Source organism: Kitasatospora herbaricolor (assembly GCF_030813695.1).
In the GTDB taxonomy this organism is placed as follows: domain Bacteria; phylum Actinomycetota; class Actinomycetes; order Streptomycetales; family Streptomycetaceae; genus Kitasatospora; species Kitasatospora herbaricolor.
The window spans coordinates 4,754,490-4,773,222 of the sequence record NZ_JAUSVA010000002.1; the positions used below are offsets into that span (position 1 = coordinate 4,754,490).

An 18,733-nucleotide genomic window follows, 5' to 3' on the forward strand; every position below is an offset into this window, starting at 1 on the left:
CGGGCCCGGCCGACGTCAGTCGCGCACGGTGCGGGGCAGCGGCAGCTCGAACCAGACCACCTTGCCGACGGCCTTGCGGGCCGAGCCCCAGCGTTCGGCGAGCTTGGTCACCAGGTGCAGCCCCCGGCCGGTCTCGCCGAGCGCCTCGGCGGGCTCCAGCGAGGGCAGGTTGTGGTTGTCGTCGCTGACCTCCACCAGCAGCTTGTCCACCCGGATCAGCTGCAGCCGGACCCGGTCCCGGGCCACCCGGACGGCGTTCGTCACCAGCTCGCTGACCAGCAGCTCGGTGGTGTCCGAGAGCGCCTCCAGGTGCCAGGCGGCGAGCTGCTCGCGGACCAGCGTGCGGGCCCGGCGGACCTCGGCGGTGTCCACCGTGAGGTCCCAGGTGGCCACCTCGGTCGGCGCCACGCCGTCGAAGCGGGCCACCAGCAGGGCGACGTCGTCCTTGCGGTCGTCCGAGTGCAGTCGCTCCAGCACCACGTCGCAGGCCTGCTCGGGGGTCTGCTTGGGGTCGATCAGGTTGCCGCACAGCGCGGCGAGCCCCGCCCCTATGTCACTGCCGCGGACCTCCACCAGGCCGTCCGTGCAGAGCACCAGCATCGAGCCGTCCGAGACGTCGATCTTCTTGGCGACGAACGGCACCCCGCCGACCCCGATCGGCGCCCCGGCCGGGATCTCCAGCAGCTCGCCGGTGCCGTCCGGGTGCACCAGCACCGGCGGGACGTGACCGGCGCTGGCCAGCTCGCAGGTGCGGTTGATCGGGTCGTAGACCGCGTACAGGCAGGTCGCCAGGTGGTCGTCGCCGAGCTTGTGGGCGAGGTTGTCCAGGTGGCGCAGCAGCTGCCCGGGCGGCAGGTCCAGCGCGGCCAGGGTCTGCATCGCGGTCCGGAACCGGCCCATCGCGGCGGCCGAGTGCAGACCGTGGCCCATCACGTCCCCCACCACCAGGGCGACCCGGCTGCCGGGCAGCTGGATCGCGTCGAACCAGTCGCCGCCGACCTCGGCCCGCGGGTCGCCGGGCAGGTAGCGGTGGGCGATCTGGACCCCGGGGATCCGCGGCGGGCGGGTCGGGATCATCGACCGCTGCAGGGTGGTGGCGACCCGGGACTCGGCGCGGTGCAGCCGGGCGTTGTCGAGCGACAGCGCGGCCCGGGCGGCCAGCTCCTTCAGGGTGGCCGCGTCGCCCTCGTCGAAGGGCGCTCGGTCGGACAGCCGCAGCAGCTTGAGGATGCCGAGCACGGTGCCGCGGGCGGACAGCGGCACCACCAGCATCGAGCGGCCGGCCACCACCGAGGCCAGCCCGGCGCCGCCCAGCGAGGCCGCGTAGTCCACCGCGACGTCCGGACTGATCACCGGGACCAGCACCGGCTGGTTGAGCTGGAGCGCCATGCCCGGCGGGGTGCTGCGCGGCATCGCGAGCAGCGCGCCCTCCTCCAGGACGTGGTCCCACTGGCCGGCGGCGTCGTTGAAGGTGCGGGCGACCCGGCGCAGCATGGTGTCGTCGTCCGGCCGGGCGGCAGGCAGCTCCGAGTCGGAGATCAGCCCGTCCAGCAGGTCGACGCAGGCGAAGTCGGCCACCCGGGGGACGAGCACCTGGCACAGCTCGCGCGCGGTGGCGTGCAGGTCGAGGGTGGTGCCGACCTTGCCGCCGACCTCGCCCAGCAGCGCCAGCTGCTCGCCGGCCTGGCCGTTGGTGAGGATCGGGACCAGCTGGTCGGCGGGCCGGGCCCCGCCCGGGGCCGGCACGGTGGGGGTGACGGTGTCCGTCGTACGGTCGCGGTGGCCGTTCGCGGAGGGTTCGACGGCGGCCTGCTCGATGGTGGCTCCTCCTTCGGATCCTGCGGAGCTGTCGGTGGCGGGGGCGACCGACTCGCGCTGGCCGGGCAGCGCCCCGCCGGGAGCGGCCGGACCGGGGCCGCCGGACGGCAGCACCCGCAGGCCGAGCACGGCGCCGCGGGCGATCCCCGGGATGCCGGCGGCGCTCCCGTCGGCGCGACGCGCGGCCTGCTCGCCCGGCCGGCCGGCCCCGAGCCGGGCGGCGCGCTGCTGCGCGGTCGGGTAGCGGCGGCCCAGCCCGGCGGCCGCGCGGGCGGTGCCGGCGGCGGGCGGCTCGTACGGGAGGACCGGCAGCGTGGTGGCCGCGTCCACCCACAGGGCGGGCAGTCCGGCCCGGACCAGCTGAGCCAGCAGTCGCCGGACCCGCTCCGGCGATCCGGCCGGCAGCAGTGAGGCCAACGCCCCGCCCGAGCCCTGCCCGGGCGGGGCGAAGGTGGCGCCGAGCCGGTGGAAGCCGCCCTGGGCGGTCGTGGTGGCGGCGTACGGCAGCAGCCTGGCCCCGAGCGCGATCCGCGGACCGGCCGAGCGCAGCGGGCGGGCGTCCACGGCCAGCGCCAGCAGGCTCCGGCCGGCCGGCTCGATCAGCGGGTACGCCCACCAGAGGATGTCCCGCAGCCGCTCCTCGCGGTCGGTGACGGCCATCGGGCCGGACCACGGGGTGTCGAGCTGGGTGAGGTCGTCCAGGGTGTCGAAGGCGTCGCAGCGCCGGCCGGCGGACTGCCGGACGGTGCCGGGCCGCGAGGCGGTGCCGGGCGGCTGGGCCGGGCCGGGCAGGGTGTGCGGGCCGGTGCGCGGCTCGAAGGCGGGCAGCAGCCCGGAGGCGGTACGGCCGTGCGCGACCTCGGCACGGTGCCCGAAGAGTTCCTCGGCCCCCCGGTTCCACTGGACGATCCGGCCGTCCTCGTCGACCAGCACGGCTGCGAGCCGCAGCAGGGCCGCCACTCCTGACGGCGGGTCGTCACGGTCGCCGGCACCGCCCTGGGCGGCCGGGGCGACATCCGTACTCGGTGTGGAGTTGGGCTCGTCCACCATGGATTCGGTCTGCTCCCGCCTGGCCGCCGCGCCTGAGGGTGGCCGTTCTGTGTGGGGGGCGGCGTGCTCTGCCGCTTCCAGCGAAGCACGGAGAGGGTCTGGACTGATAGCGAAACGGTGAGATTCGTAAGTATCAGTTGCGTGTCACCCAGAGTGCGCCGCCACGCACGCCCTGTCCATCCAACGAGTGGTGCGAGCTCCCTCCCGGCCCGCCGGGAGGCCGGTCCGGCGGGGTACTGTGGCTGATCGCACCGAGACGAGACAGAGGCGAGAAGGTGACCGCGCAGAGCCCCGTCCGCTGGTCGGACCCCGAGCAGCAGGAGCTGGAGGAGCGGGTCGCCGCGACCGAACTCGCCTGGCTCACGATGGACGTCGACGTGCAGGCCCTGCGGGTCGAGATCGACAACTTCGCGTTGATCCACCACCAGCTGCTCGGCCCGCTCTACACGCGGCTGGACGAGCTGGACGCGCTGATCGCCGAGGCCGTCGCCGCCCGCACCGGCCACCCGGAGGACGTCCGCCGGGCCGCCGACGCCCGCCGGCAGGTGGACGAGCTCCCCGACCTGGAGTCGCTCTTCGCCGACATCCAGGAGCAGGAGGCGGCCGCCGCCCCGCCGGAGCCGCCGACCCGGGTGCGCCCCGGCAAGGACGCCCAGCGGATCTACCGCGACCTGGCCCGCCGGGCCCACCCCGACCTGTCCACCGACCCGGCCGAGCAGCGCCGTCGCTCCGCGTTCATCGCCCGGGTCAACGAGGCGTACGCGTACGGCGACGCCGAGGCGCTGGCCCGGCTCGCCGAGGAGTGGTCCACCGACCCCGAGGCGGCGCCCGCCGTCGACTCCCCCGACCGGCTGGCCTGGCTGCGGCAGCGGCTGGAGTGGCTCGGCGGGAAGATCGCCGAGGTGGCCGCCGAGCAGGTCCGGCTGGAGAACACCGCGATGGGCGAGCTGCTGGCGCTCTCCCCCCAGGACCCGGACCGGCTGCTGGAGGAGCTCGCCGAACAGCTGCTCGCCAAGGCCGCCGCCCAGCAGGCCGAGCTGGAGCGGCTGCTCGCCGCGCCCGCCGGGCAGCCCGTGGACGACCGCACCGAGAACCCGACCCAGGAGACCCAGACGATGTTCCCCCAGATCCCCTCCATCGACGCCGCCGCCGTCCCCGCCGACGCCGTCCTGCTCGACGTCCGCGAGCAGGACGAGTGGGACGCCGGCCACGTGGACGGTGCGCGGCACATCCCGATCGGTGAGGTGGTCGCCCGGATCGGCGAGCTGCCCGACGCCAGGCTGTACGTGCTGTGCCGGGTCGGCGGCCGGTCCGCGCAGGTCGTGCAGTACCTGGTGCAGCAGGGCCTGGACGCGGTCAACGTGGACGGCGGGATGTTCGCCTGGGAGGGTGCCGGCCGTCCGATGGTCGGCACCGGCGGCGCCGAGGCCTTCGTCCTCTAGGACGCCCCGCGACGGGACGCCCCGCGACGGGACGCCCGCTCGCGGGAAGTCCTCCGCAGCCGGTCCGGCGTCGCCCGGACCGGCTCCGCCGGACCCTCCCCGCGCCGCGGGGCCTTAGGGCAAGATGGGCGGGCGCGCCCGAGGGGTGCCCCCGGCCAGGCCCGGGAGGCGGCCCGCCCTGGGGCGCGCGCCGCCCGGCGCACGACCGGGCAGCGGCGCGAGCGACCACCCGGGGAGAGCATGGCGCGGACCATCGCCGACGGGCCGGGGCACACCGGCGAGCGGCCCGGGCCGGTGCCCGGGGAGCCGGACACTGCCCCCCTCCCGGTCCGGTCGACGCCCGCCCTGGTGGTGCTGTGCCTCGCCGGCGCCCTGCTGCTGGGGGCCACCGGGGTCTTCCTGGGCGCCGTCTTCCTGCACGTCGCGCCCGCGAACGCGCTGTCCCGGGAGTACCGGCACCAGGTGGACGCGATCGTCTACCCGGAGTTCGAGCAGAACTGGAAGCTGTTCGCGCCGAACCCGCTGCAGCAGAACGTCCGGCTGGACGCCCGGGTGCGGACCGTCGTGGACGGCGGCGCCACCCGCGAGCACGACTGGCTGGGCCTGACCGCACAGGACATCGCCGCGATCCGGGGCAACCCGGCGCCCAGCCACGCCGACCAGAACATGCTGCGCCGGGCCTGGGACTTCTACGACGGCTCGCACGCCGGGCCGGACGGCACGCTGACCAACCCCCGGGGCAAGCTCGCCGAGCAGTACCTCAAGCGGATCGCGCTGCAGCGGATCGGCCGCACCGCCGACGGCGAGCGGATCCTGGAGATCCAGTTCCGGGTGACCGGGGTGCCGGTCGCGCCGCCCGGCTGGGCCGGCGAGAGCCCGCCGGTGACCGCGCCGGCCCGGGAGCTGCCCTGGTGGCCGGTGAACGACGAGGACTACCGGGGGCTGGCGTGAGCGGGACCTCCCAGGCCGGGGCGCCGCAGGCGGAGCCCGCGCGCGGACGCGGCGCCGGGCCCGGCCGGGACGGGGACCGGTACCGACAGCAGGTCCGGGGCGCGGGCCCGGGCTCCGAGCAGGCGCCGGAGCAGCCGCTGCTGGTCGGGATCCCCCGCCAGCCCGCCGCCGGGCCGGGCACTCCCGACGCCGTACCGGGGCCGGTCGTGGCCCCCGGACCGCTCCCCCGGCCCGACGCCCGCGCCGACCCGGCGCCCGGCCCGGTGGCCGCCGTGGGGGCGGCCCTCGCCCGGGGCTTCGCCGCGTTCACCGGCCGGGTGTTCGGCCCGTACCAGGCGGCCGTGGTGCGGATCGGCTTCGGGCTGGCCTGGCTCGCCTTCCTGCTGCGCGAGTGGCCCGAGCGCCGGGTGCTGTACGGCGACCGCTCGCCCTGGTCGCTCGACCTGGCCGGGCAGCTGCTGGCGGACAACGGCGCCTTCACGGTGCTGACCTGGTTCGGCGGCCGGTTCTGGTTCGAGCTGGTCTACCACCTGGCTGTGCTGGCCGCCGCGCTGGTGGTGCTCGGCTGGCGGACCAGGGCGAGCGGCGTGCTGTTCATGGTGAGCGTGCTGTCGCTGCAGAACCGGAACGTCTTCGTCGGCGACGGCGGCGACAACGTGCTGCACGTGATGGCGGTCTACCTGGTCCTCACCCGCTGCGCGACCGTCTGGTCGCTGGACGCCCGGCGCCGCCGGGCGGGCGACGACCGGAGCCGGGGCGCGGTGGCGCTCTGGGCCGTGCTCGGTGCCGCGCTGACGGCGGCCCAGTTCGGCGGTTTCTCCGGCGGGACGCTGGACTGGGTGTCGGCGTCCCGGCCGTACCCGGGCTTCGCCCCGCTGCTCTGGGGGCTGTGGACGGTCGCCGGCCTCTGGTACGCCGTCAACCGGTGGTGGCCGTCGGGGGAGCCGCGGGCGGTGCTGGACGCGCTGGCCACCATGCTGCACAACTGCGCGCTGCTGGTGATCGCCACCGAGGTGGTGCTGATCTACTCGACGGCCGGCTGGTACAAGGTCCAGGGGTCGCGCTGGCAGGACGGGACGGCCCTCTACTACCCGCTGCACCTGGACTACTTCGCGCCCTGGCCGTGGCTGTCCGGGCTGCTGGGGGCGGCCCTGCTGCCGGTCTTCGTGATCACCTACGGGACGGTGGCCGTGCAGGTGGCCTTCCCGTTCACGCTGATCGACCGGCGGGTCAAGAACGTGCTGCTGGCCGTGATGATGGCCGAGCACGCGGGGATCGCGGTGGTGCTCGGGCTGCCGGTCTTCTCGCTGGCGATGATCGCGGCGGACGCGGTGTTCCTGCCCACGAGCGTGCTGCTCAGGGCCGGGGCCGGGCTCTCCGCCCTGCGGGTCCGGCTCGCCGCCTCCCGGGCCGGGCGGACCTTGCCGCGGTAGTCGCCGTCGCGCGGAGCGCGGTCCTTCCGGCCACCCACCCTGGGTCGACCCGTCTAAGCTGTCCGTTATGTCCTGGTTAGCTGCCCTCCGTGACACGGCGCGGGCCGGGCTGACCCTGGACCGGACCCTCACCAACCCCCAACGCGCGCTGCGCGGAGCCGTCGCCGTCGCCCTGGTGATCTTCCCGACCCTGGCCATCGGCGGGCCGGGGCTGGCCACCTCCGCCGCGATGGGCGCCTTCATCGCGGGCACCGCCACCTTCCAGCGCAGCTTCCGGCCCCGGCCGACCATCGCGATCGCGGCCGGGGCCGGCCTGGGCATCAGCACCTTTCTCGGGTACCTGGCGGTCGGCGTGCCCGGGGCCTTCCCCGTCCTGCTGGCGGTCTGGGCCTTCGGCGCCGGGCTGCTGTGGGCGATCGGGCCCACCGCCGGCGTGGTCGCGGCCACCACCGTCTCGGTGATGCTGGTCGTCGTCCAGCTGCCGGTGAGCGTGCCCGCCGCGCTCGGGCACGGCCTGGTCTGCGCGCTCGGCGGTGCCGTCCAGGCCCTGCTGATCACCGTCTGGCCGATCGGCAACTGGACCGCCCAGCGCGAGGCGCTCGCCGACACCTTCGCCGAACTCGCCGACTACGCCCGCCGGCTGCGCCACGACCCGATCGCGCACCTGGACCCGGCCCCCTTCATCACCGCCCGGCACGCCGCCACCCTGACCTCCTGGCAGGAACGCCGCCGGCCGGCCGAGATGCGCGGGCTGCGCAGCATCGCGGAGCGGATCCGTCCGGCCCTGGCCGCCATCGCCGATCCCAAGGTCGGCGCCCCGGCCGAGGGGCCCGAGCGCGACCGGGCCCGCGAGGTGCTGGCGGCCGCCGCCGAGGCGACGGACGCGCTGGCGCGGGCGGTGCGCACCGGCGATCCGCTCCGGCTGCCGCGCTCGACCCCCGCGCTCACCCTGGTGACCCCCGCGCAGGGGCCGCAGCTGCGCGGCGCCGCCCGGCGGGCCACCCGCCGACTGGCCGGCCTGCTGCGCCGGGCCGCGGACATCCTGGACGGCAGCGACGAGGAGAGCATCGGCTCGCTGGCGGTCGACCCGGGCAGCACGCTGCGCAAGCCCCCGCTGCACCGGATGGTGCCGATCGCGGCCCGGACCGTCCGGCGCCAGCTGCAGCCGCACTCGGCCGTCTTCCAGCACGCCGTCCGGCTCTCCGGGGTGGTCACCGTCTCGTACCTGCTGGCCCGGACGGTCGGCTTCCACCACGGCTACTGGGCCCCGCTGACCTCCGCCATGGTGATGCGGCCGGACTTCGCGCAGACCTACAGCCGGGGGGTGGCCCGGCTGGCGGGCACCGTGGTCGGCGTGGCCTTCTCCACCCTGGTGGTCCAACTGCTGGACCCGGGGCAGTGGCTTTCGGCCGGCTTCGCGGTGCTCTGCATCGGCGGCGCCTACCTGACGCTGCGCACGGGGTACGCGCTGATGACCGCCTGCGTCTCCTCGTACGTGGTCTTCCTGCTCGGCCTCCAGCCGGGGGACCCGCTGGCCACGGCCTTCGAGCGGGTCGGGCTGACCCTGCTGGGCGGTGGTGTGGCGCTGCTCGCGTACGCGCTCTTCCCGACCTGGCAGTCGGCCCGGCTCGGCGAGCGGCTCGCCGAGTGGCTGGCCGCCGCCGGCCGCTACAACGCCGCCGCGCTGCGCGTCTACGGCGACCCGGCCACCGACGGCTCCGGTGAGGTGCGCTCCGCCCTGCTGGACTCCCGGGAGGCCCGCTCGGAGCTGATGCAGGCGGTGCAGCGGGCGGACGTCGAGCCGGTCCGGCACAAGACCCGGCTGCCGGACGTCTCGCGCAAGCAGATCGACCGGGCCCGGGCGGCCGTCGGCCACCTCGGCCGGGTGGGCATCCTGCTGGAGGCGCACCTGCCGGGGCGGGACGCCGATCCGGTGCCCGGCGTCCCCGAGTTCGCGGACGAGGTCAGGTACGGCACCGCGCTGGCGGCGGGCGCCCTGCTCACCGGGCGGCGGGTGGAGTTCGACTCGGTCCGGGAGGCGCACGCCAAGCTGGAGCGGGAGCTCTCGCAGGCACCGGAGAGCGACCGGCTCGACGTGATCAGGTCCGCCACCCGGCTGCTGCTGCAGGCCCTGAAGGACCTGGAACGGGCGCTGCGCCGCGGCGCCGGGCAGCCGGGCGCCGCGCAGCAGCCCCGGGAGCACGAGCGCGCGGGCGCCTGAGGCGCCCGGGCGGGCGCGGGGGCCCGCCGGGGCGCCGGTCGAGGGGTGGGAGAGTGGGGGCATGAACGACGAGGCCGAGGTCACCGGGTTGCTACGGAGCTGGCGGGAGAGCGCCGCCGCCCCCGGGACGGTGGTCCTGGACGGGTTCCACGCGCTGAAGCACGCGCTGCGCTTCGGCGGCGACGTCCGGTACGTGTGCACCGCCGACCTGTCGGCCCTGCTGCGCCTGGCGGAGGAACTGGCGCCGGACGTGGCACCGGCCCTGTCGGCGCTGGCGGTGGAGCTGCCGGAGCCGGCGCTGCGCACGCTGGCGCCCAAGCCGCACCCCACGGGTGTGGTCGCGCTGGCCGTCCGGCCCGGCCCGGCGGCCAACCTGGCGGCGCTGTCCCGCAGCCCGCGCCCGGCCCCGGTGGTGCTGCTGGAGAACCCGCGCAACCTGGGCAACGTCGGGGCGGTGATCCGGCTGGCGGCCGGCTTCGGCGCCACCGGCGTGGTGACCACCGGCGACCTGGACCCCTGGCACCCCAACGTCGTGCGGGGCAGCGCCGGACTGCACTTCGCGACGGCGGTGGAGCGGCTGACGCTCGCCGAGCTGCCCGCCGGGCCGCTCTACGTCCTGGACCCGGAGGGCGCCGACATCAGGTCGGTGACCGTGCCGGACGACGCGCTGCTCGCCTTCGGCACCGAGCGGCACGGCGTCTCCGAGGAGCTGCGCGGGCGGGCCGCGCGGCTGGTCGCGGTGCCGATGCAGCCGGGGGTGTCCAGCTTCAACCTCGCGACCAGCGTGGCGATGGGGCTCTTCCACTGGATGTCCGGCCGCCGGCCCTGACCCTCCGGGCCGGCGGCCCGCCGGCCGCCGGACGGTGGGTCAGCCGAACAGCCGGCGCCAGGTGTCCGGGCCGGGGTAGCCGTCCGCCTCGTCGCCGCTCCAGCCCAGCGAGAGCTGGAAGGCCCGGGTGTTCAGGCGGTCGCTCTCGCTCCAGCGCGGGCCGGGGCCCTGGCTGTAGTAGCGGCCGAACCCCTTGCGGACCAACTGCTCGCCGAGCTGCTGGACGTAACCGTTGGACTGCCCCGGCGTGAACTTGTCGGCGCCGGGGAAGGCCGGGACGCCGGTCGCCGGCGGGGTGGTGGGCGGCGTGGTGGTGGGCGGGGTGACCGGCGGCGGGGGCGATCCGCCGCCGATGTTCTTGCCCTTGCCGTTGACCAGGAAGTCCCAGGTGTCCCGGCCGGGCAGGCCGTCCGCCTCGGCGCCGGTCCAGCCCTGGGCCAGCTGGAACGCCTCGGTCGCCTTGCGGTCCGCCTCGCCCCAGGTGGGGCCGGGGCCCTCGGAGTAGAACCGGCCGCCGCCGCGCTGGACCAGCATCTGCCCGAGCCGGGTGATGTACTCGTTGGACCTGCCCGGGCCGAACTTGTCCGCGCCCGGGAAGGCCGTGCTCTGGCCGGTGCCGTCGCTGCTGCTGCCGGTGCCGGTGCCGGTGCCCGTGCCCGGGTCGGTGCCGGTGCCGGTGTCCGGGTCGGTGCCGCCGTCGGTGCCACCGGGGGACAGCGCCTTGTAGCGGTAGGGCAGGTACCCGGTGGAGTTGCTCCAGTAGGCGTACGGGGTGGTCCGCCGGATGGTGGCCGGGGAGGTCTGCTCGTACGCGAGGTAGCTGGTGCGGGCGGCGTCGGCCCACCCGCCGAAGATCGTCACGTGCGATCCGGCCTGCGGGTTCGAGGGGTTGTTGAAGATCAGCACGTCGCCCGGCTGGAGTTCGTCCTTGGTGATCCGGTCGGCCAGGCCGGGCAGGGTCCAGGTGGTCTCGCTGGCGGCCAGCCCCCACGCCATCGAGACGTAGCCGGAGCAGTCCTGGCGGTACCCGTCGGACCAGTTGGAGCTCATGCTGTACGGCACCTTCTGGTCCACCCAGACCTGTGCGCGGGCGATGATCTGCTCGCGGGTGATCCCCTGGACGGCCTGCAGCCGGGCCGTGGCGCCCGCCGGGTCCCCGCCGAACCGGCCGCTGACCTCGCCCTGCGGGGTGCGGGGGGCCGGTGTGCTGCTGCTGCCGCCCGGGGTGGGGGCGGCCGTGGCGGCGGCGCCACCGCCCAGCACGGTGCCGACGGCCGCGAACAGGACGGCGGCCCGGCGGCGGACGCTGTGCGCGGCCGCGTGGCCGCCGTCCTGGACGGCCGCGGCGTGCAGCCTGGCCCGGCGGCGGGCGTTGCACCCCGGGCATATGCAGTCGGTGTCCGGCTCGACCTCGTCGAACTCCAGCAGTCGGGTCATCTCCGCCCCTTTCCAGGGCACGTCGTTCCGGGGCCCGTCGCCCCCGGCCGGGAGCGCCCCCGCGTGGGGGCTGACGGCATGGCAGGAGAGACCTTCGCAGGCCGATCCGGTGTCATCAGGACCAACGTCCCAAATCGGACGGGTATTCGGCGCGATGGGATGGGCCGCGCGGGTGAGCCGGTGCGGACAGGAGGAGCTGAAAGGCCGTCGGACGGTGGGCGGCGCCCCCCGATGCTGCGGATGCGAAGCAGCCTTGCGGGGGGATGGGCGCGCAGGGGTCGGCGGGGCCGGTCGGCCCCGGCCGACGGCGGGTCAGGTGATGACGGCGGCCGACGGCGGGTCGGCGACGGCGGGTCGGCGGCGCCAGGTCGGCACCGGCCGCGACGTCACTCCCACTCCCAGCGGATGCCCACCTCGCCGGGCTGCTGGTCCGGCGACAGCACATGGGCGCTGGCCGAGGCGCCGATCCAGAGCTGTTCGCGCCGCCGGTCCACCTCCTCGCCCGGCGAGCGGTCGTAGCGCTCGCAGTGCGCGGGCACCGCCGCCGGGTCGAAGTGCACCTGGAGCACGTACTCGCGCACGGGCACCGCGAAGCGCCGCCCGTACACCGTGGTGGGGCCGTCGGACGGGATCTCCACCTCGTACTCGAAGACCGTGCTGTCCCCCAGGCCCAGCGGGCGGTCCAGCATCAGCTCGGCCACCACCAGGCCGTTCTCCGGGCGGCGGCGGACCCGGCCCAGCCGGGCGTGCCGCACCGAGGTGATCTCGGGGCAGCCGGTCGCGCCCTCGTCCGCCTTGTGCACCACCAGGCAGCGGGCCACCCCGCTCACCGTGGCCCGGACCACCTGGCGCATCCGCAGCAGATGGCCGCGGTGCTCGGCGTCCACGTAGTACGCGTCGTGGATGCTGAGCCGCTCCAGCTCGCCGACCGGCGGCGCGTCCAGCTCGGTGAAGACGTCCGCGATCTGCTGCTGGCCCGGCCAGACGTCCTCGATCCGCAGGCTGCCGGTGGTCGGGGCGGTGGCCCAGCGGCCGCGCGGACGGGGCGGGCCGAGCAGGGCGGAGAGGCCGTCGTGCGGGAACCCGAGCAGCTCCTCCAGCAGGTGGACGGCGTGCAGCGAGGCGGCCCGCTCGGGCTGGCTGCGCCCGCGCCGCCAGTAGCTGAGGGTGGTGACGCTGACCCGGACCCCGCGGTCGGCGAGGGCAGCCCTGATCCGGTCCAGGCTGAGGCCGCTGGCCTCGATGGCGGCGTTCAGGGCCTCGTCGAAGCTGCCGGCCGGGTTGATCCGGGCGACCTGCGGGTGCGCGGCCGCGGGCGCCTCGGCGGCCGGGCGCTCGGCGGCGCCTGCCGCCGCGGTGCCCGGCTGTCCGGCGGGCGGGAGTTCGGTGGCCGTCGTGTCGGCGGCCGGGGTTCCGTCCGCTCGTGTTCCGTCCGTCCGCGTTCCGTCGGCCTGCTGTCCGACCAGGCGGAGTCTTGCGGCGTTCTGTGGGAGTTGTGAGCCCATCCGGATACCTTCCCCACCAAGCGAGTTCGGCGGGACCGGCCCGCTGCCGGTATGCGCTGGGAGCCGCGTATCACCGAGCTGTGGGAACCCTACGCACGGTCGAGAGGGTACGTCATCCACCGCGCGTATGACAGTGGTCACGGTAGGGGACCGCCGGATGGCGGGGAGGGCCTCCCCGCGGCGGCCGGTGCCCGGGCGGGCCGGCCGCACGGCGCACCGCCGGGGCGGGCCGGTGGGCCCGCCCCGGCGGTGCGCCGGTGGATCTCAGGAGGTCAGGGACCTCAGGAGGTGGTGACCGCCGCGTCGTCGACGACGAAGCTGGTCTGCAGCGAGGAGTCCTCGACGCCGGTGAACTTCAGGGTCACGCTCTGGCCGGCGAAGGCCGAGAGGTCGAAGGACTTCTGCACGTAGCCGGTCGCCGCGTCGGCGTTGGAGTACGTGGCCAGGGTGGTGGAGCCGGCCTGGACGGTCAGCTTGTCGTAGGCGGTGGTGCCGGTCTCCGAGGTGGCGATGTGCACCCAGAAGGAGAAGGTCGCCTTGCAGCCGGCCGGGACGGTGACGGTCTGCGACACGGTGTCGGTGTGCGCCGAGCCGTAGCCGTCCATCCAGGCCTTCCAGGAGCCGGAGTGCGCGGCCTGGCCGGAGCTGTTGTCGACCACGCCGGTGGAGGCCGTCCAGGGCGCCGCCGTGCCGGTCTCGAAGCCCGCGTTGCCGAGCAGCTGGGCCGGGGTGCAGGTGCTGGTGCCGCCGACGGTCCAGGTGAACGAGGCGGTGCCGGTGGCGTTGGTGGTGTCCTTCGCCGTCACGGTGACGTTGTAGGTGCCGGCCGCGGTCGGGGTGCCGGTGATCCTGCCGGTGCCGGCGTTGACGGTCAGGCCGGTGGGCAGGCCGGAGGCGCTCCAGGTCAGGGTCTGGCCGCCGGCGCTGTCGGAGCCGCTGAGCTGCAGGCTGACGGCGGTGCCGGTGGCGGTGCTCTGGTTGCCCGGGTTGGTGACCGTCACGGTGTTGCCGGTCTGCGTGCCGCCGAGCAGGGCGGTGGTCAGCGCGTCGGCGACCGGGCTGCCCCAGCCGGTGACCTGGTCGTAGCCGGCCTTGGTGGAGAAGTCCTGGTTCTTGCCGGTGACGGTGTCGTGGAAGGCGCCGGCGTAGCCGCTGCCGTTGGCGACGGTGTACAGCTTGGGGGAGGCCTCGCCGAGCACCGGCTTGCCGGCCGCCCCGGCCTTCTGGTTGAACAGCGCGGCGTAGCCGGACCAGAGCGGCGCGGCGGCGCTGGTGCCGCCGTAGACCTGCCAGCCGCCGGTGGTGTAGATGGCGAAGCCGCTGGCCGGGTCGGCGTTGGAGGCGACGTCCGGGACGGTGCGCATGGTGCCGGTGACGCCGGTGCCGGTCTGCCAGGACGGCTTGCCGAACACGGTGGAGACGCCGCCGCCGGCGGTGCTCCAGGCGCTCTCCGAGGAGTAGCTGGTGCCGGAGACCTTGAGGTTGGTGCCGCCGACGCCGGTCTGGTGGGGGCTGGACGCCGGGAAGTCGACGGCCTTCACGGAGGAGCCGCTGGTGGAGCGGGTGCAGTCGCGCGAGCCGTCGTCACCCGAGGCCGAGAAGATCGAGATGCCCTGGGCGGCGGCCTGCTTGAAGGAGTTGTCGACCGCCGTCATGGAGGCGGCGGTGGTGTCCGGCTCGCAGGAGCCCCAGGAGATGGAGATGACCGAGACCAGGTTGTCCGAGACGATCTTGGCGGCCATGTCGATCTCGCCCTGGTCGCTGTTGGGGGCCTCGTAGACCAACTGGGTCGCCTTGGGGGCGACGCCGCGCACGATCTCGCTGTCCAGCTCGACCTCGCCCTGGCCGTCGCCGGGCGCCGAGTCGTAGTTCGCGCCGTCCACCGACACGGTGGTGACGGCCGGGCCGGTCAGCCCGTACTGGGTGTCGTAGGTCTTCAGGTTCGCGGACTTGTAGCCGTCGAACTCCCAGAGCGCCACCTTGGTGCCGGTGCCGTCCGCGCCCATCGAGTTCAGCTTGTAGGCGCCGTCGTACTGGCCGGGCCCGAAGCCGCTCGGGGTCGCGTTCGGGGCGGCGGCCGCGGTGGCGTTCTGCGGCTTCGCCAGTCGGGTGGTGCGCACGGTGTGGTTGTTCAGGCCGGATATGCCCTGGACGACGTCGGCCAGGTCGGCCGGCACCGAGGCGGCGGCGTCGTTGGCGAAGAAGGTCCGCTGCTGCAGCGGGTCGAGGTAGGCGCTCTCGTGGGTGCCGAAGGCCTTGGCGATCTGCTCGGCGGTGCCCTGGGCGTTCACCACCTGGCGGTTGTCGCTGACGCTCGCGACGGTCAGGCCCTGGGACTTCAGGTAGCCCTTCACCTGCTCCACGGCGGCCTGGGTCGGGCCGTAGCGGGCGGTGAACTGGGCGGGCGTCAGGTACTTGCCGTACTCGGGCGAACCGGGGGTGGCGACCGCGGTGAGGAAGCGGTCCAGGCCGGCGGTGTCGCGCAGCTTGAGGCTGACGGCCACCGAGAGCTGCTGGGCGGCGGGGACGTCGCCCTTCTTCTCGGAGCGCGCGACCGCCGGGGTGACGGTGTCGGGCAGCGCGACCCGGGAGGCGGTGGCGTTCGGGGCGGGGGCGGCCTGGGCGGCGGTGATTCCCAGCGACAGCGCGGTCAACGGCAGGACGGTCAGGGCCGCGGCAAGGGCGAGCGGGCGGGGGCGCACGGGCTCCTCCTCTGGCCGGCTGTGGGGGCCGGCAGGGACTGGGCGTTCCGGGTTCGAAAACGCTTGCTAGAACATCCCAGAGGGCGTGCGGGAATTGGCTCATGGCCGAGCAATTCATTACTAAAGAACAGTCAAGTGTGGACGCGCCGGGCAGAAACAGAATGGGCGTCAGTCCATACAGTGAATGGCTGTCGATGCGTCATCTGCGCAGATCACAGCGGTTGGTGAGGTGTAGCGGAATTGGTCTGGCCCAATTCGCGCAGAGCGAACGGGACTTCTCCTGGCATTCTGTCCCGGTGCGGGTGCCGTGAATTGGGGCCGGGTCGGCGGGAGAATCGGTCCGCCGCATCGGGAAGTGCGCACCGCCGTTCGCACCCGTGCTTCCCGGCGCCCCGCGGGCATGCCGGCGGGCGGGCCGGGGCCGCCGCCCCGGGCCCGCCGCGCGGGATCAGTCGTCCGAGGGAGCGCCCAGCCAGTGCGCCAGGGCGGCGCGCAGCTCGCCCCGGCTCGGGTCGACGGCGGCCCAGGCGGCGTAGCCGTCCGGGCGCACCAGCAGGACGGTGTCGCGGAGCTTGCCGTGCGGGTCGGCGGGGGCGGCGGTGACCACCCGGTCCGCCCACGGGTCGGCGGCGGACAGCTCGTCGTTGCTGATCAGGACGAACCGGCCGGTCCGCAGGGCCTCGTAGAGGCGGCCGGGGCCGCCCGTGCGGCCGTCCGCCGTGCCCTCGGCCGGGTACAGCCCGGTCAGCCGCAGGTCCGGCACCCGGCGGCCGGCCAGCGGGTGGGAGTCCTTCGGGGCCGGGTACTTGATGCCGATGCCGGAGACGCTGCGGGCGCCCTTGGCGGCGACCGGTCCGAGGCCGTCGGCGAAGGAGGTCAGCGCGGAGCGCAGGGCCCGGGTGGGGCCGGAGCGGGCCAGCGCGAGCCGGACCAGCGCGCCGGAGGTGCGCAGCACGGTCCGGCCGACCGGGTGGCGCTCGGTCTGGTAGGTGTCCAGCAGGGCGTCGGGGGCCCAGCCCTGGACGGCGGCGGCGAGCTTCCAGGAGAGGTTGGCGGCGTCCTGCAGGCCCGTGTTCATGCCCTGGCCGCCGGCCGGGGAGTGGCAGTGCGCCGCGTCGCCCGCCAGGAACACCCGCCCGGAGCGGTAGTTGGGCGCCTGCCGTTCGTCGCTGTGGAAGCGCGAGGACCAGCGGGCGTCGTGCAGGCCGTAGTCCTCGCCGAGCGCCCGGCGGGTGATGTCGGCGATCTCGCTCAGGTTGACCGGGGCGCTGTCCGGGAGCCGGCGGGCGCGGTCCCAGGCGATCACCCGGTACCAGCCGTCCCCGAAGGGCGCGAGGAAGGCGAAGCCGTTCTCGTTGGCGCCGACCGTCAGGACGTCCTCGGGGGTGCGCTCCAGCCGGACGTCGGCCAGCAGCACGGAGTCGACCACCGACTCGCCGGGGAACGGGATGCCCAGCAGGTCGCGGACGGTGCTGTGGACACCGTCGGTGCCGACCGCGTAGCGGGCCCGGTGGACCGTCCTGGCGTCCCCCTCGCCGGTCTCGATCCGCACGCCCTCGGCGTCCTGGCGCAGGCCGGTCACCTCGACGCCGCGCAGGATCGTCGCGCCCGCCTTCAGGGCCCGCTCCTGCAGCAGCCGCTCGGTGTTGGACTGCGGGGTGATCAGGACGAACGGGAAACGGGTGGGCAGCGCGCCGAGCTCGATCCGCAGCCGTCCGAACAGGCGCAGCGAGGAGAGCGGGGCGCCGGTGGCGATCAGGTCGTCCGCCAGCCCCCTGGCGTCGAGCTGCTCCAGGGTCCGGGCGTGCACGGTGAAGGCCCTGGTGAGGTTGGACTCGCTGCCGCGCTTCTCCAGCACCGTGACCCGGACGCCGGCGTTGGCCAGATCGCCGGCCAGCAGGAGCCCGGTCGGTCCGGCTCCGACGATCAGGACATCGGAGCTGAGCTGCTTCTCGGTCATATGTCATCTCCCGGCGGTGGGACGAGGGTGGGAGCGAGTTCTCAGCGCTCTCTCAGCCTCCCATCATCGCGGCCCCATCGGGGCCTGTGAATCTCCGAATCATGACTCAGCCCGCAACATCCGAGACCGACCGTGACGCCGGCCCCGCGCACGCCGGCGCCTCCCCCTCCGGCGGCTTCCGCCCCGGCGCGCCGGGGCGGACCGCGACCAAGCTGGTCGAGGTGGTCGTGCCGGTCCACAACGAGGAGCACGTGCTGGAGAGCTGCGTGCGCAAGCTGCACGCCTATCTCGACGAGACCTTCCCCTACGACTACCGGATCACGGTGGCCGACAATGCCAGCATCGACGGTACCTGGGCCGTGGCCTGCGCCTTGGCGGCCGAGATTCCGCAGGTCAGGGCGGTGCACCTGGATCTGAAGGGCCGGGGCCGGGCGCTGCGGCAGGTCTGGGGCGACAGCGCCGCCGACGTGGTGGCGTACATGGACGTCGACCTGTCCACCGGGCTGGAGGCGTTCCTGCCGCTGGTCGCGCCGCTGCTGTCGGGGCACAGCGACCTGGCGATCGGGAGCCGGCTGCACCGGGGCTCGGCGGTGGTGCGCGGGCCCAAGCGGGAGTTCATCTCGCGCACCTACAACGTGCTGCTGCGGGCCACCATGGCGGCGAAGTTCTCGGACGCGCAGTGCGGCTTCAAGGCGGCCAGGACGGACGTGGTGCAGCGGCTGCTGGCCGAGGTGGAGGACAACGCCTGGTTCTTCGACACCGAGCTGCTGCTGCTGGCCGAGCGGTCGGGCCTGCGGATCCACGAGGTGCCGGTGGACTGGGTGGACGACCCGGACAGCCGGGTGGACATCGTCCGGACGGTGCTGGACGACCTGAAGGGGATGGCCCGGGTGGCCCGCCGCTCGCTGTCCGGCGCGACCCGGCTGCCGGTGCCGCCGAGGGTCCGCCAGGCCCGGCTGGCGCCCGGCCTGGGCTGGCAGTTGGCGAGCTTCGCGGTGGTCGGCACGCTCTCCACCCTGGCGTACGTACTGCTGTACCTGGGGATGCGTCAGCTGATGCCGGCGCTGGTGGCGAACGCGCTGGCGCTGGCGGTGACGGCGGTGGCGAACACCGCCCTCAACCGGCGCTTCACCTTCGGGGTGACCGGCAGCCGGGACGCCCTGAAGCACCAGGTCGAGGGCGGGATCGCGTTCCTGGTCGGGCTGGGCCTGAGCAGCGGTGCGATCGCCCTGCTCGGGGTGGTGCAGCCGCAGGCCCGGCACGGCGCCGAGCTGGCCGCCCTGGTGGCGGCGAACGCGCTGGCCACCCTGGTGCGGTTCGTGCTGCTGCGGGTCTGGGTCTTCAGCCCCGGGCGGGCGGCCCGGGGCTGAGGAGCGGGGCTGCGC

11 protein-coding genes are annotated in these 18,733 nt (G+C 75.0%); 6 read left to right on the plus strand and 5 right to left on the minus strand.

Going from position 1 to position 18,733, the window contains the following annotated elements:
* Nucleotides 1–15: 15 nt before the first annotated feature.
* Nucleotides 16–2,868, minus strand: a complete 2,853-nt coding sequence (locus J2S46_RS21205) for a SpoIIE family protein phosphatase (RefSeq protein ID WP_191288485.1) — start codon at nt 2,866–2,868, stop codon at nt 16–18.
* Between the two features lie 275 nt (nt 2,869–3,143).
* Between J2S46_RS21205 and J2S46_RS21210 the strand changes: the two genes are divergently transcribed.
* The 5 genes from J2S46_RS21210 to J2S46_RS21230 all read left to right on the plus strand — a co-directional run bounded on the left by J2S46_RS21210 (nt 3,144) and on the right by J2S46_RS21230 (nt 9,744).
* Nucleotides 3,144–4,310 (plus strand): rhodanese-like domain-containing protein, encoded by a 1,167-nt coding sequence (locus J2S46_RS21210; protein WP_191288484.1) that lies wholly within the window; start codon nt 3,144–3,146, stop codon nt 4,308–4,310.
* A 240-nt stretch (nt 4,311–4,550) separates the two neighbouring features.
* Nucleotides 4,551–5,261, plus strand: a complete 711-nt coding sequence (locus J2S46_RS21215; RefSeq protein WP_191288483.1) for a DUF5819 family protein — start codon at nt 4,551–4,553, stop codon at nt 5,259–5,261.
* Complete coding sequence (locus J2S46_RS21220) at nt 5,258–6,694, plus strand: HTTM domain-containing protein (protein WP_191288482.1); 1,437 nt, start codon at nt 5,258–5,260, stop codon at nt 6,692–6,694. The genes J2S46_RS21215 and J2S46_RS21220 overlap by 4 nt, the downstream gene beginning before the upstream one ends.
* 67 nt (nt 6,695–6,761) lie before the next feature.
* Complete coding sequence (locus J2S46_RS21225) at nt 6,762–8,915, plus strand: FUSC family protein (protein WP_191288481.1); 2,154 nt, start codon at nt 6,762–6,764, stop codon at nt 8,913–8,915.
* A gap of 61 nt (nt 8,916–8,976) precedes the next feature.
* Entirely contained in the window at nt 8,977–9,744 is a 768-nt protein-coding gene (locus J2S46_RS21230; protein WP_191288480.1) for a TrmH family RNA methyltransferase, read from the plus strand.
* A 39-nt stretch (nt 9,745–9,783) separates the two neighbouring features.
* On the opposite strand, the gene J2S46_RS21235 is transcribed toward J2S46_RS21230, so the two are convergent.
* The 4 genes from J2S46_RS21235 to J2S46_RS21250 all read right to left on the minus strand — a co-directional run bounded on the left by J2S46_RS21235 (nt 9,784) and on the right by J2S46_RS21250 (nt 17,348).
* Complete coding sequence (locus J2S46_RS21235) at nt 9,784–11,181, minus strand: peptidoglycan-binding protein (protein WP_191288479.1); 1,398 nt, start codon at nt 11,179–11,181, stop codon at nt 9,784–9,786.
* A gap of 386 nt (nt 11,182–11,567) precedes the next feature.
* Nucleotides 11,568–12,686, minus strand: coding sequence for a hypothetical protein (locus J2S46_RS21240; RefSeq protein ID WP_191288478.1), 1,119 nt, complete (start codon nt 12,684–12,686; stop codon nt 11,568–11,570).
* A gap of 281 nt (nt 12,687–12,967) precedes the next feature.
* Nucleotides 12,968–15,388: a protease pro-enzyme activation domain-containing protein gene (locus J2S46_RS21245; RefSeq protein ID WP_268255674.1), complete on the minus strand. Its 2,421-nt coding sequence runs from the start codon at nt 15,386–15,388 to the stop codon at nt 12,968–12,970.
* A gap of 448 nt (nt 15,389–15,836) precedes the next feature.
* Entirely contained in the window at nt 15,837–17,348 is a 1,512-nt protein-coding gene (locus J2S46_RS21250) for an FAD-dependent monooxygenase (protein WP_191288477.1), read from the minus strand.
* A gap of 101 nt (nt 17,349–17,449) precedes the next feature.
* Between J2S46_RS21250 and J2S46_RS21255 the strand changes: the two genes are divergently transcribed.
* Nucleotides 17,450–18,718 (plus strand): bifunctional glycosyltransferase family 2/GtrA family protein, encoded by a 1,269-nt coding sequence (locus J2S46_RS21255; RefSeq protein WP_191288476.1) that lies wholly within the window; start codon nt 17,450–17,452, stop codon nt 18,716–18,718.
* Nucleotides 18,719–18,733 lie beyond the last annotated feature (15 nt).